Genomic DNA, 13,107 nt, shown 5'->3' with positions numbered 1-13,107 from the left:
GCGCGAGAAGCGGATGTCGCTGGGCGATCATCTGCGCGAGTTGCGCAAACGGCTGTTCATCGCGGCGGCCGGCCTCGTGGTCGGGATGGTGATCGCGTTCATCATCAGCGAGCCGGTGATCGATCTGCTGTCGCAGCCGATCGCGCACATCGCCGCTCAGAACGGCCACGAGTACACCAAGCTGAACTTCAACACGGTCACCAGCGGGTTCGACCTGCGCATGCGCATCGCGTTCTCGATCGGTCTGCTGATCTCGGCACCGGTGTGGCTGTGGCAGCTGTGGGCGTTCGTCATGCCCGGCCTCACCCGCAAAGAGATCCGCTACACGGTCGGCTTCATGTGCGCGGCGATCCCGTTGTTCGTGGGTGGTCTGTACGTGGGCTGGTTGATCATGCCGCACATGGTCGAGATCATGGCCCTGTTCGTCCCGGACGGCGATGGCATCTCACGGTTCTACGACTACTCCACCTATTACGACTTCGTCTTCAAACTGCTGCTGGTGGTCGGAGTGTCGTTCGTCACGCCGGTGTTCCTGGTCGCGCTGAACCTGGCGGGCGTCATGAGCGGCAAGACGATCCTCAAGGGGTGGCGGGTGGCGATCATCGTCATCGTGGTGTTCGCCGCCGCGGCGACCCCCGCGGCCGATGTCACGTCGATGCTGTTGCTGGCCGGCATCCTGTGCGTGCTCTACTTCGCGGCGGCGCTGCTGTCGCTGCTGTTCGACCGGCGCAAGGCCAAGCGCAGCCCGGTGGAGCCGCTGGGGTGAGCGACCGCAGTCCCGCCGACCGTTACGCGGACGCACAGGCTGCGGTGCGGCATCCGATCGCCACGGCGTTCGCGCAGGCGCAGCGGTTCGAGCTCGACGATTTCCAGATCGCCGGATGCCACGCCCTCGAAGACGATCGCAGCGTGCTGGTCGCCGCCCCCACCGGCGCCGGAAAGACCGTGGTGGGCGAGTTCGCGATCCACCTGGCGATGCGCCAGGTCGCGGCGAAGGCGTTCTACACCACGCCCATGAAAGCCCTGTCGAACCAGAAGTTCCGTGAACTCGTCGACGTGTACGGGGCGGATGAGGTGGGCCTGCTCACCGGCGACGTGAGCATCAACCCCTCCGCGCGGGTCGTGGTGATGACCACCGAGGTGCTGCGGAACATGCTCTACGCCGACTCGACCGCCCTGCGTGACCTGAGGTTCGTGGTGATGGACGAGGTGCACTACCTCGCCGACCGGTTCCGCGGCGCGGTGTGGGAGGAGGTCATCATCCACCTGCCGCTCCAGGTGCGGCTGGTGTGCCTGTCGGCGACCGTGTCCAACGCCGAGGAGTTCGGCGACTGGCTCGACACCGTCCGCGGCGCCGGCGCCGACGGCGGCGGTTCCGCGGTGGAGGTGATCGTCTCCGAGACCCGGCCGGTGCCGCTCGAGCAGCACGTGCTCGTGCGCGGCGACCTGTTGCCGTTGTTCGACGACCGCGCCGGCGTCGCCACGGCGCGGGTCAACCAGGAGCTCATGCGCATCCGCTCGTTCACCGGCCAGCGCTACGAGAACAACCGCAGCGCGCAGAAGTTCCGGTCGTCGGGCGGGTACGAGGCATCCCGTCGCCGCCCCGACCGAAGCCACCGGCGCCCGGTGCGATCGGCGAACGCGCGGCGCATCGAACGCATGGACCGGCCCGACGTGGTCCGGCTGCTCGAGCGCGACCGGCTGCTGCCGGCGATCTTCTTCATCTTCAGCCGGGTCGGCTGCGAGGCCGCGGTGCAGCAATTGCGCCGTGCCGGGGTCCGGCTCACCTCGAACGCCGAGCGGGCGCAGATCCGCGAGATCGTGGACGAGCACACCCGCACCCTGCAGGACGAGGACCTCGCCGTGCTCGGCTACTGGGAGTGGCGCGAGAGCCTGGAGCGCGGCATCGCCGCGCATCACGCCGGACTGCTGCCCGCGTTCAAAGAGGTCGTCGAAGAGCTGTTCCAGCGCAAGCTCGTCAAGGCGGTGTTCGCCACCGAGACGCTCGCTCTGGGCATCAACATGCCCGCCCGCACCGTCGTGCTCGAAAAGCTCGAGAAGTTCAACGGCGAGGCCCGGGTGGCCATCACCTCGGGGGAGTACACCCAGCTCACCGGTCGTGCCGGCCGCCGCGGCATCGACGTCGAGGGGCACGCGGTCATCCAGTGGACCGAGGGCATGGACCCGCAGTCGGTCGCGGCACTGGCGTCGCGGCGCACGTATCCGCTGAACTCCAGTTTCCGTCCCACCTACAACATGGCGGTGAACCTCATCGACCAGTTCGGGCGTGCCCGTGCGCGCGAGATCCTGGAGTCGTCGTTCGCGCAGTTCCAGGCCGACCGCGCCGTCGTGGGGCTCGCCCGACGGGTGCGCGAGCAGGAGCACTCGCTCGCCGGCTACGCCGAGGCGATGACGTGCGATCGCGGCGACTTCCTCGAGTACTCCGCGATGCGGCGCGCGCTCAGCGACCTCGAGAAGCAGGGCCGCAAGGACGGTCACGCCTCGCACAGCGCCCGCCAGGCGCGGCAACGCGAGATCGACCGGCTGCGGCGGCGACTGCAGCGGCATCCGTGCCACGACTGCCCCGACCGCGAGGCGCATGCCCGGTGGGCGCAGCGGTACTGGAAACTCGAGCGCGAGACCGACCGCATCCGTCGCCAGATCGCCACCCGCACCGGCACCGTCGCCCGCCAGTTCGACCGGGTCGTCGACGTGCTCGCGGCACTCGACTACGTGCGGATCGACGACGACGGGGCCACCGTGCTCACCGACGCCGGCCGCACCATGCGCCGCATCTACGGCGAACGCGACCTGCTGGTGGCCGAATCGCTGCGTGCGGGCATCTGGCGAGACCTGGATGCCGCGGGCCTGGCCGCGCTCGTCTGTTGCCTCGTCTACGAACCGCGCCGCGACCAGGCTCAGGCGGGGGAGCGGGGCCTGCCGCGCGGGCCGTTCCGCGCGGCGCTCACCGAGACACAGCGGCTGTGGGCGCAGCTGGATGATCTGGAGCACGACCACCACCTGCCCGGCACCGCCGAGGTGCCGTCGGGTCTCGCGCAGGCGATGCACTCGTGGGCGCGCGGGGCGGGGCTGGAGCGGGTGCTGGTCGAGGCCGATATGGCGGCGGGGGACTTCGTACGGTGGGCGAAGCAGACCATCGATCTGCTCGACCAGCTGACGCTCGTTTCCGACGCCGACGTGGCCGCCACGGCCCGACGTGCCCTCGACGCGGTGCGCCGCGGCATCGTCGCCTACTCGTCGGTGTGAACGGGCGGCTCCCGTAGGCTGGAGCGGTGCCCGAACGCCGTGCCCTGCCGCGCCCGCTGCTGCCGCTGGGTGTCGCGACGTTCGCAGCGGCGCTGGGTGGTTTCCTCCTGACGCTCGCGTTCCCGTCGACCAGCTGGTGGCCGCTGGCGTTCCCGGCCGTGGCGCTGGCACTGCTCGCCCTGATCGGACGCCGGACGTGGGCGGCGGTGCTGGTCGGCTTCGCGTTCGGTGTGGTGTTCTTCCTGGTCAACGTGTCGTTCACCGCGCGGTACCTCGGCCCCGTGCCGTGGCTGGCACTGTCGATCTTCGAGGCGGTCCTCACCGCCGCCGGGGCCTTGCCGATCGCCCTCGCGTACCGGTGGCTTCCGCGTCGTGCACCGGGCCGCACGGCACGGCTTGTGCTGCTGCCGGTGCTGGTGGCGGGTCTGTGGACGATGCGCGAGCAGGTGCTCGGCAGCTGGCCGTACGGCGGATTCCCGTGGGGGAGGGTGGGGATCAGCCAGGTCAACGGTCCCTTCGCCCAGGTGGCCTCGTGGGTGGGGGTGAGCGGGCTGTCGTTCCTGGTCGTGTTCGTCTGCGCCGCCGCGATCGAATACGTCCGGATCGCCCGGTTCCGCGACGTCCGCACCATGCTGCCGGCACTGGTGGGCGTCGCCGTCATGCTCGTGCCGCAGTTTCCGACCACACCCGCCGGATCGATGCGGGTGGGGGCGGTGCAGGGCAACGGTCCCACCGGCTACTTCGACCACCGCCGGCCCGGCGAGGTGTTGAACGCGCAGCTGGATGCCACCGCCCCTCTCATCGGTGAGCCGATGGACGTGCTGCTCTGGCCCGAGGGCGGCGTCGACTCCGACCCGACCTCCGACGCCACCACCGCAGCCGCTCTGGACGGGCTGAGTGCCGAGGTGGGGGCTCCGCTGATCGTCAGCGCGATCACCGAACGCGGTGATGACCTGTTCAACTCGTCCCTGCTGTGGCAGGCGGACGCCCCGCACAACCCCGTCGCGGTCTATGACAAGCGGCATCCGGTGCCCTTCGGTGAGTACGTGCCCGACCGGCCGTTCTACCGCTTCTTCGCTCCGGACCTGATCGACCTGGTGCAGCGCGAGTACACGCCGGGCACGAACCCACCGGTGTTCGAGGTGAACGGGGTCGGCGTGGGGCTGGCGATCTGCTTCGACGTGATCTACGACGATGTCATCTGGGACGGTGCCCGCGGCGGCGCCGAGGTGTACATGTTCCAGACGAACAACGCCGACTTCCGGGGCACCGACGAGAACCTGCAGCAGCTGGCGTTCGCGCGCATGGCCGCGATCGAGACCGGCCGGTCGGTGGTGAACATCTCGACGGTGGGCACCAGCCAGATGATCGCGCCGGACGGGCGCGAGATCGCCGGCCTTCCCGCCGACACCGCCGGCGCACTGCTGCACGACGTGCCGTTGCGCACCGGGCTGACCCCGGCGGTGATCGCCGGGCCGGCGATCACCGTGCTGCTGGGTTGGGGGAGTGCGGCGGCGATCGCGGTGCTCGGCCTGCTGGTGTGGGCGCCGTGGCGCCGCCAGCCGCGCGCGCGAAACGACGATGCCGGCCCCGACGGGACCGGCATCGCGTGATCCTGAAAGGTCAGGCCGACAGCTTCGAGCTGTCGTCGGCGGCGCCACGACGGGCGCGGATGTAGTTCAGGCGCTCCTCGAGCAGCTCTTCGAGCTCGGGGATCGTGCGGCGCTCCAGCAGCATGTCCCAGTGGGTGCGGGGTGCCTTGTCGTCGCTGTGGTCGACGCTGACGGTGCCGTCACCGACCCGCAGCACCGCCTCACCGCCGCAGGTGCGGCATTCCCAGGTCTCGGGCACCTCGGCGTCGGCTGCGAAGGTCAGCGTGGTGTCGCGCCCGCACGCCGTGCAGGCATAGGTCTTCTGGATGCGCTCATGGAACACGACGCCCTCTTCGCTCTGCAGGCTTTGGGCGCCGAGTCGGATGCCGCGCAGGCTCCGGTCTGCCATGGTGTGGTCCTCTCGTCGCTACCCAGGTATAACGCGTCCACCTGTGCGCATCATCCGAACGGGCAGGGGCGGGAGGCCTTTCACAGAGGATGCTCAGCGGTCGGTGCCCGGGGCCTGACCGGCTGCCACGCGCAGCGCCAGATCGGCACGGTCGGTGACCACGCCGTCGACACCGAGAGCGAACAGCCTGCGCATGTCGGCCTCCTCGTCCACCGTCCACACGTGCACCTCGACACCGGCCCGGTGTGCGGCATCCAGCAGTCGCGGCGTCACGATCCGCACGCCGCGATGCCGTTCCGGTACCTGCAGGGCGTCGACACCGGACAGGGCACGTCTGACCAGCGCGCGCGAGTGCAGCGTCAGCGCCGCCAGCACCCGGCCGATGGTGGCGGTGCCCGCCGAGGTGGCCGGCACACCGCCGGCGTCTCGCGCTGCGGTCAGGGCGCGCCCACGCCGCCGATCCGAGAAGCTGGTCAGCAGTACCCGGTCGGCGTGGGGCGCGACGATCCTTCCGGCGGGTTCGGCCGCCTCGTCGGCCTTCACGTCGATGTTGAACCGGACGGTGGGGAACGCGTCGAGGGCCTGCTCGAGCGTGATCAGCCCCCCGCGATCGGCCATGAGCGCGTCGAGTTCTGCGAGCGACACCGCGGCGAGCGGGCGCGGGTCTCCGGTGACACGCTGCAATGTGGCGTCGTGGAACAGCACCACCGCACCGTCGACGGTGAGGTGGCAGTCGGACTCGACGTACACCGCACCGGCCGCGTGTGCCTCGGCGACCGCGGCGAACGAGTTCTCGGCGATGCCGTGGGCAGCAGCTGCCGCCGTGACCAGGCCCCGGTGCGCGAGGACACGGGGTGTGCCGGACCCCGCGAACCAGGGATGCGTCACGGCGTGGGCGGGGTGAGCGGCGGCTCGGAGGTGGTGCCCGGTGCGGTGTCGCCGGGACCGGCCGTGGTCGCCGGCGTGGGCGCCGATGTCCCGGACGGGGCGGAGGGCTGCGCGCCCGCCGCGGCCGTCGTGCCGGCGCTCGCCGCTGCTGGGCTCCCCGCGGCCGGGCCCGTCGCTGCCGGGCTCGCCGCGCGTGCGCGGGCCGCGGCACCCGCCACCGTGCCGCCGAAGGCACCGGTCAGGCCCTTGAGCGCGTCGGTGAACTCGCTGGGGATGATCCACAGCTTGCTCGATGCGCTGTCGGCGATCTTCGGCAGCGTCAGCAGGTACTGGTAGGCGAGCAGCTTGTCGTCGGGGTTGCCCTTGTGGATCGAGTCGAACACCGCGCCGATCGCCTGGGCCTCGCCCTCGGCGCGCAGCACCTGCGCCTGCTTGTCACCCTCGGCCTCGAGGATCGCGGCCTGCCGGCGCCCTTCGGCCTCGAGGATCTGCGACTGCTTCGAGCCCTCTGCGGTGAGGATCGCGGCACGGCGGTCACGCTCGGCACGCATCTGCTTCTCCATCGAGTCCTGGATCGACACCGGCGGGTCGATGGCCTTGAGCTCGACCCGTGAGACGCGGATGCCCCACTTGCCGGTCGCCTCGTCGAGGACGACCCGCAGCTGGCCGTTGATCTCGTCGCGGCTGGTGAGCGCCTCCTCGAGGTTCAGACCGCCGACGACGTTGCGCAGCGTGGTCGTGGTGAGCTGCTCGACGGCGCCGAGGTAGTTGGCGATCTCGTAGGTGGCGGCACGGGCGTCGGTGACCTGGAAGTAGACGACGGTGTCGATGGACACGACCAGGTTGTCTTCGGTGATGACCGGCTGCGGCGGGAACGATACGACCTGCTCACGCATGTCGATGAGCGGACGGAGTCGGTCGATGAACGGCACCAGCAGGTTCAGGCCGGGCTGCAGGGTCTTGTGGTAGCGGCCGAGGCGCTCGACGATGCCGGCGGTGGCCTGGGGGATGATCCGGATCGACCGGACGATCACCACCAAGACGAAGATGACGATCGCGATGGCCAGCAGCCACCCGATCGCGGTGGGGATGAGCTGCTCTACGGTCATGCGTCGTCCTCCTGCAGGGTCGTCGGATCGGTCTGGGGGTCGGTGTGGACGAAGGCCGTGGCACCGTCGATGCGCGCCACGCGCACGTGCGTGTGCGGGGGGATGGATTCGTCGTCATCGGCGGTGCGCGCGGTCCAGGTCTCGCCGTTGTCGAGCTTGACCAGCCCGCCCAGCCGGGTCACCGTCGACAGCACGAGTCCCGGCATCCCCAGGAGCGCTGCCACGTTCGACGGGGTCGGGTCCTCGCCGCGACGCAGGCGTCGCAGCAGCGGGGGTCGCAGGACGAAGATGAGCAGCACCGCCAGCACGGCGGCGATCACCACCTGCAGCCACAGCGGCGCGCCGAACAGATCGGCGATCAGGCCCGCCAGGCCGCCGATGCCCAGCATCAGGAATGTGAAGTCCAGAGTGAGCATCTCGATGACGAGGAACAGCGCGATGAGCACGATCCAGGCGATCCACGCGAACTGTTCGATGCCCGTGATCAGGTCCACGCCGCCTCCAGAGCCGTCATCGAGTGTGCCTCGAACCTAGCATGACGTATGCCGACGACACCGGGATTGATAGGGTCGAAGCGCCGCGCGCGACATCGCGTGGGCGAGCATCGAGCACGATATCAGGAGGTCCCGTGACCCAGACCCTTCCGCCCGTACTTGCGTCCGGCGCGTTGCGCGGCAAGACAGCGCTGGTCACCGGATCGTCACGCGGCATCGGTGCCGACACCGCACGCTACCTCGCCGAGGCGGGGGCGAACATCGTCATCAACTACCGCAACAAGGCACCGCGTGCCGAGAAGCTGGCGGCGTCGCTGCGCGAGCTGGGCGTGCAGGTGCTCGTCGTCGGCGCCGACCTGACCGACCAGGCCTCGGTGGACGCGATGTTCGCGAGCGTCCGCGAGACGTTCGGCGGCCTCGACCTGCTCGTGCTCAACGCGTCGGGCGGCATGGAGTCCGGCATGGGTGAGGACTACGCGCTCAGGCTCAACCGCGACGCCCAGGTGCGGGTGCTCGAGGCCGCCGTGCCGCTGATGCCGGCCGGGTCGCGCGTGGTGTTCGTCACCAGCCACCAGGCGCACTTCATCCGCACCACGCCGACGATGCCCGAATACGAGCCGGTCGCCCGTTCGAAGCGGGCCGGAGAAGACGCGCTGCGCGAGCGGATCCCCGCCCTGGCCGAGCGCGGCATCGAGTTCGTCGTCGTCTCGGGCGACATGATCGAGGGCACGATCACCGCAACGCTGCTGAACCGGCTGAACCCCGACGCGATCGCCGCCCGTCGCGACGCGGCCGGCAAGCTCTACAACGTCGCGGAGTTCGCCGCCGAAGTCGCCCAGGCGGCGATCGACCCGATCCCCGAGGGCAACCTGCGGCTGGTGGGCGACGTCAGCTCGTTCACCCCGGAGTGAGCCGATCCCGTCGAACGCAGACACACAGGGCCCCGCATGCGGGGCCCTGTGTGTGGGGTGCGCGCGTCAGAGGTCGCTCGAGGCGAACGTGAACGCACGGATGATCTGGATGATGCCGAGCACCACCAGCGAGATGCCGAGCAGCCACCACAGCACGACGGCGCCCCACGCGGGCGAGAACAGCAGGATGACACCGGCGATGATGCTGAGGATCGCGAAGAAGACCGACCAGACCTTCGAGCGCGAACCGCTCAGCGTGGTGAGGGCGACGATGCCCTCGACGATCCACATGATGCCCACGAGGATGCCGAGGAACACGGCGAGCCACGCCGTGGTGGCCGTGAGGTTCGCGAACGCGATGATGCCGGCCGCGATGAAGATCAGGCCGAGGATGATGTGCCCGATACGGGCCCATCCGCCCATCGTCTTGGCGAAGATCCCGAGGCCGACGTAGACCAGGCCGCCGGCGATGGCGTAGATCGCGATGATCGAGGTGACGACCATGGCGGTCTTGCCCGGCCAGACGAGGATCAGGATGCCGATGATCAGGGCGATGAGGCCGCCGAGGCCGAGCGCGGTGCGAATGCCGTTGACCGCAGCCTTCGCGGGAGATGAGTCGGTGGACATGATGCTCACCTTTCTGAGAGGAACCTGTGAAGTTGCCGCCTTTCAGGCTAGCGGGGACGGATGGCGGCGCGCCACACGACACGCGGGCGCGCGCGTGGGGGCGGGGGTGCATAGGCTGAGGCCCATGCATCCGGCAGACAGCCATGACCTGATCCGCGTGCGTGGTGCCCGCGAGAACAACCTGAAGGGGATCGACGTCGGGATCCCGAAGCGCCGGCTGACGGTGTTCACCGGCGTGTCGGGCTCCGGCAAGAGCTCGCTGGTGTTCGCGACGATCGCCGCCGAGTCGCAGCGGATGATCAACGAGACCTACAGCGCGTTCGTGCAGGGGTTCATGCCGTCGATCCCGCGGCCCGACGTGGACGTGCTCGACGGGCTGACCACCGCGATCGTCGTGGACCAGGAGCGACTGGGAGCGAACCCGCGCTCGACGGTGGGGACGGTCACCGACGCGAACGCGATGCTGCGCATCCTGTTCTCGCGGCTGGGGCAGCCGTACATCGGCGGACCGACCGCGTTCTCGTTCAACGTGCCGACCCAGAAGGCCAGCGGCATCATGACCTCGGCCAAGGGTGAGAAGAAGATCGTCCGCAACGAGATCTACCTGGGCGGCATGTGCCCGCGGTGCGAGGGCCGCGGCCAGGTGTCGGACATCGACCTTTCGGCGGTGGTCGACGAGTCGCTGTCACTGAACGACGGGGCGATTCTGGTGCCCGGATACACGGCCGACGGGTGGATGGTGCGGGGCTTCGCCGAGTCGGGGTTCTATCCCGCCGACAGACCGATCGCGACGTTCACCGAGAAGCAGCGTCACGCCTTCCTGTACAGCGAGCCGACGAAGGTCAAGATCAACGGCATCAACATGACCTACGAGGGACTGATCCCGAAGATCACCAAGTCCATGCTGTCGAAGGACCTCGATGCGTTGCAGCCGCACATCCGCCGCTTCGTGGAGCGTGCGGCGACCTTCACCACCTGTCCGGAATGCGACGGGACGCGGCTGACCGAGGGGGCGCGGTCGTCGAAGATCGACGGTGTCAGCATCGCCGACGCGTGTCGCATGCAGGTCACCGACCTGGCCGAGTGGGTGCGCGGGCTGGACCGGCCCGAGGCGGGGCCGCTGCTGACCGGACTGGGTGCGAACCTGGACGCGTTCGTGACGCTGGGGCTCGGCTACCTGAGTCTGGAGCGTCCGTCGGGGACGCTCAGCGGGGGAGAGGCGCAGCGCATCAAGCTGCTGCGCCACCTCGGCTCGTCGCTGACGGATGTCACCTACGTGTTCGACGAGCCGACGATCGGTCTGCACCCCCACGACATCCAGCGCATGAACGAACTGCTGCTTCAGCTGCGTGACAAGGGCAACACGGTGCTGGTGGTCGAACACAAGCCCGAGACGATCGCGATCGCCGACCACGTGATCGATCTCGGCCCGGGGGCGGGTACGGCCGGCGGGCAGATCTGTTTCGAGGGCAGCGTCGGTGATCTGCGCACGAGTGACACCCTCACCGGCAGGCACCTGGACGACCGGGCATCCGTGAAGAAGACCGTCCGTGAGGCATCCGGTGTTCTTGCCGTGCGTGGTGCAGATGCCCACAATCTGCAGAACGTGGACGTCGACATTCCGCTGGGCGTGTTGACCGTGGTCACCGGGGTGGCCGGCTCGGGCAAGAGTTCGCTCATCGGCGGTTCGGTCACCGGGCGCGACGGTGTGGTCACCGTGGACCAGGGGGCGATCAAGGGGTCACGCCGCAGCAACCCGGCGACGTACACCGGGATGCTCGAGCCGATCCGCAAGGCGTTCGCGAAGGCCAACGGGGTCAAGCCGGCGCTGTTTAGCGCGAACTCCGAGGGGGCGTGCCCGACGTGCAAGGGGTCGGGCGTGATCGTCACCCAGTTGGGGTTCATGGACAGTGTGGAATCACCGTGTGAAGACTGCGGGGGTACGCGGTTTCAGCCGGCGGTGCTGGAGTACACGCTGGGCGGCAAAGACATCACCGAGGTGCTGGCGCTGCCCGTGGTCGAGGCGCGGGAGTTCTTCGCATCCGGCGAGGCGAAGATCCCGGCGGTGGTGGCGATCCTGGACCGGCTGGTGGACGTGGGGCTCGGCTATCTGACGCTCGGTCAGCCGCTGTCGACGTTGTCGGGCGGCGAGCGGCAGCGGATCAAGCTGGCCACGCAGATGGCCGACGGGGGAGAGGTCTACGTGCTCGACGAGCCCAGCAGTGGCCTGCACCTGGCCGATGTGGCGAACCTGCTCGGGCTGCTGGACCGGTTGGTGGACGCCGGCAAGAGCGTCATCGTGATCGAGCATCACCAGGCGGTCATGGCGCACGCCGACTGGATCATCGATCTGGGGCCCGGCGCCGGCCACGACGGCGGGCGGATCGTATTCGAGGGCACGCCCACGCAGCTGATCGCGGAGCGTTCGACGCTGACCGGCCGGCACCTGGCCGAGTACGTCGGGCCGTGAGGTGGCCGCGACCGGCCGCGACGTGCCTGCGCGGTGCAACGGCGCCGATTCCACACAGACCGACGTGTGATCGGAGCCTCGACGAAGGCGGCTCGATGTGGCTACAATAATCGTATCAAACAGGCCACATGTGGGGGAGTGCGATGAACGTGGGCATCAGGGAGCTCCGTGACGGGCTCAGCCGCTACGTCGCCGCGGCCCGCGACGGCGAAGAGATCGTCGTCACCGACCACGGCAGGGCCGTCGCCCGGCTGGTGCCGTACCGTGCGCCGAGCGTCCTGGAGAGCCTGATCGCGCGAGGTCTCGTGACGCCTGCGGCACAGAGCCGAACGGAACTGCCCGAACCGATCGTCGCGCAGGGCACGGTATCGGATCTGATCGCCCAGCAGCGCCGGTGACCGTCTATCTCGACACCTCGGCCATCGTGCCGCTGGTGGTCGCGGAGCCCACCTCGCGCCTGTGCCGCGAGGTGTGGCTGGCCGCGGACCGTGTGGCGACCAGTCGGCTTGCGTATGTCGAGGCGGCTGCGGCGTTGGCTTCGGCGCACCGCCGGGCGCGGCTCACGACGACCGACGTCGGCGAGGCGCGCGACCGGCTCGACCGTCTGTGGCGGATGATCGATGTCGTCGAGTTCGATGCCGCGCTGATGGATGCTGCGGCTTCCGCATCGGCGACGTTCGCGCTGCGGGGGTACGACGCCGTGCACTGCGCGAGCGCATTGCGCATCGCGGATGTGCGAACCGTCGCCGTCTCGGGCGATCGCGCCCTGTTGGACGCTTGGCACAAGGCAGGCCTGGCGACGATCGACACCAACAGCACCGCGCTGGGTCATCGCCGATAATGCACATTATGTCAGTCCGTAGGCAAATGCAGGGCAGCATCCCGCTCTCCCGCCGGAAGTCGGTGACCGCAGCGGGGCGCACCTGAGATGTTCTCTGACCGTGCCTTCCCTGTTGTCAGCGGTGCAGTGGCGTTGTGTCTATCGGTCGCGTCGATCGCTCATCGCCGTGCGGGTCCGTGGACTCGTCTGTTACTTTGGCTGCATGTTCCGTTACTGATGCGGCGCCCTCGCGCTGCTGACCAGACCTCCTCCCTTCGAGATCAACGAACGGAACTTTCTCATGCCTGAAGGCGTGCGCACTCTCGCGCTCACAGACTCTCCCGCTCTCACCACAACCGTCGCGGGCATCCTGCTTCGCCCCGTCGTGTCGACGGACCGCGGCGATCTGGCAACCCGGATTCTCTCCACCGTCATAGACAGCGAGGCACACGCTGTCGTCGTCTTCACTAATTGAGGAAGTACACCTGGAGCGACCCCCGGAGACGCGCCGCGCGTCCCA

At 69.1% G+C, this 13,107-nt stretch carries 12 protein-coding genes; 7 read left to right on the top strand and 5 right to left on the bottom strand.

Going from position 1 to position 13,107, the window contains the following annotated elements; genetic code table 11:
- The first annotated feature begins 13 nt into the window (after positions 1 to 13).
- From tatC to lnt, 3 genes are read left to right on the top strand one after another with little or no spacing between them, the layout of a single operon-like run.
- The gene (gene tatC, locus H577_RS0100525; protein ID WP_029144289.1) at positions 14 to 766 is read left to right on the top strand and encodes a twin-arginine translocase subunit TatC; all 753 of its coding nucleotides are present in this window, start codon (positions 14 to 16) and stop codon (positions 764 to 766) included.
- On the top strand, positions 763 to 3,267 hold the full coding sequence (locus H577_RS0100520) for a DEAD/DEAH box helicase (protein ID WP_029144288.1): 2,505 nt from the start codon (positions 763 to 765) through the stop codon (positions 3,265 to 3,267). Before tatC ends, H577_RS0100520 begins: the two co-directional genes overlap by 4 nt.
- A gap of 26 nt (positions 3,268 to 3,293) precedes the next feature.
- A complete protein-coding gene (gene lnt / locus H577_RS0100515) occupies positions 3,294 to 4,880 on the top strand; it encodes an apolipoprotein N-acyltransferase (protein ID WP_029144287.1) in 1,587 nt (528 codons plus the stop codon).
- A 10-nt stretch (positions 4,881 to 4,890) separates the two neighbouring features.
- Here the strand turns inward: lnt and H577_RS0100510 are convergent, their stop codons facing one another.
- The 4 genes from H577_RS0100510 to H577_RS0100495 all read right to left on the bottom strand — a co-directional run bounded on the left by H577_RS0100510 (position 4,891) and on the right by H577_RS0100495 (position 7,759).
- Positions 4,891 to 5,268, bottom strand: coding sequence for an RNA polymerase-binding protein RbpA (locus tag H577_RS0100510; RefSeq protein ID WP_029144286.1), 378 nt, complete (start codon positions 5,266 to 5,268; stop codon positions 4,891 to 4,893).
- 93 nt (positions 5,269 to 5,361) lie between these two features.
- Complete coding sequence (locus H577_RS0100505; protein ID WP_029144285.1) at positions 5,362 to 6,156, bottom strand: glycerophosphodiester phosphodiesterase family protein; 795 nt, start codon at positions 6,154 to 6,156, stop codon at positions 5,362 to 5,364.
- On the bottom strand, positions 6,153 to 7,265 hold the full coding sequence (locus H577_RS14555) for an SPFH domain-containing protein (RefSeq protein WP_084515708.1): 1,113 nt from the start codon (positions 7,263 to 7,265) through the stop codon (positions 6,153 to 6,155). The genes H577_RS0100505 and H577_RS14555 overlap by 4 nt, the downstream gene beginning before the upstream one ends.
- On the bottom strand, positions 7,262 to 7,759 hold the full coding sequence (locus H577_RS0100495) for an NfeD family protein (protein ID WP_029144284.1): 498 nt from the start codon (positions 7,757 to 7,759) through the stop codon (positions 7,262 to 7,264). Before H577_RS0100495 ends, H577_RS14555 begins: the two co-directional genes overlap by 4 nt.
- A gap of 134 nt (positions 7,760 to 7,893) precedes the next feature.
- On the opposite strand from H577_RS0100495, the gene H577_RS0100490 reads away from it, so the two are divergent.
- A complete protein-coding gene (locus H577_RS0100490; protein ID WP_029144283.1) occupies positions 7,894 to 8,670 on the top strand; it encodes an SDR family oxidoreductase in 777 nt (258 codons plus the stop codon).
- A 66-nt stretch (positions 8,671 to 8,736) separates the two neighbouring features.
- On the opposite strand, the gene H577_RS0100485 is transcribed toward H577_RS0100490, so the two are convergent.
- Complete coding sequence (locus H577_RS0100485; protein WP_029144282.1) at positions 8,737 to 9,297, bottom strand: HdeD family acid-resistance protein; 561 nt, start codon at positions 9,295 to 9,297, stop codon at positions 8,737 to 8,739.
- A 124-nt stretch (positions 9,298 to 9,421) separates the two neighbouring features.
- Between H577_RS0100485 and H577_RS0100480 the strand changes: the two genes are divergently transcribed.
- From H577_RS0100480 to H577_RS0100470, 3 genes are all read left to right on the top strand, one after another.
- Complete coding sequence (locus tag H577_RS0100480; protein WP_036283216.1) at positions 9,422 to 11,767, top strand: excinuclease ABC subunit UvrA; 2,346 nt, start codon at positions 9,422 to 9,424, stop codon at positions 11,765 to 11,767.
- 143 nt (positions 11,768 to 11,910) lie between these two features.
- Positions 11,911 to 12,165: a type II toxin-antitoxin system Phd/YefM family antitoxin gene (locus H577_RS0100475; RefSeq protein ID WP_029144280.1), complete on the top strand. Its 255-nt coding sequence runs from the start codon at positions 11,911 to 11,913 to the stop codon at positions 12,163 to 12,165.
- Positions 12,162 to 12,608: a type II toxin-antitoxin system VapC family toxin gene (locus tag H577_RS0100470; protein ID WP_029144279.1), complete on the top strand. Its 447-nt coding sequence runs from the start codon at positions 12,162 to 12,164 to the stop codon at positions 12,606 to 12,608. Before H577_RS0100475 ends, H577_RS0100470 begins: the two co-directional genes overlap by 4 nt.
- Positions 12,609 to 13,107 lie beyond the last annotated feature (499 nt).

Source organism: Microbacterium luticocti DSM 19459, from assembly GCF_000422405.1.
Taxonomy (GTDB): Bacteria; Actinomycetota; Actinomycetes; order Actinomycetales; family Microbacteriaceae; genus Microbacterium; species Microbacterium luticocti.
The sequence above is the reverse complement of the archived record's forward strand: the minus strand, read 5'-3'. Positions and strand labels throughout refer to the sequence as shown.

Excerpts from the sequence above, each read along its gene's own strand:
- tatC (WP_029144289.1), top strand. The coding sequence starts at position 14 with ATGTCGCTGGGCGATCATCTGCGCGAGTTGCGCAAACGGCTGTTCATC.
- H577_RS0100510 (WP_029144286.1), bottom strand. The coding sequence starts at position 5,268 with ATGGCAGACCGGAGCCTGCGCGGCATCCGACTCGGCGCCCAAAGCCTG.
- H577_RS14555 (WP_084515708.1), bottom strand. The coding sequence starts at position 7,265 with ATGACCGTAGAGCAGCTCATCCCCACCGCGATCGGGTGGCTGCTGGCC.
- H577_RS0100485 (WP_029144282.1), bottom strand. The coding sequence starts at position 9,297 with ATGTCCACCGACTCATCTCCCGCGAAGGCTGCGGTCAACGGCATTCGC.
- H577_RS0100480 (WP_036283216.1), top strand. The coding sequence starts at position 9,422 with ATGCATCCGGCAGACAGCCATGACCTGATCCGCGTGCGTGGTGCCCGC.
- H577_RS0100475 (WP_029144280.1), top strand. The coding sequence starts at position 11,911 with ATGAACGTGGGCATCAGGGAGCTCCGTGACGGGCTCAGCCGCTACGTC.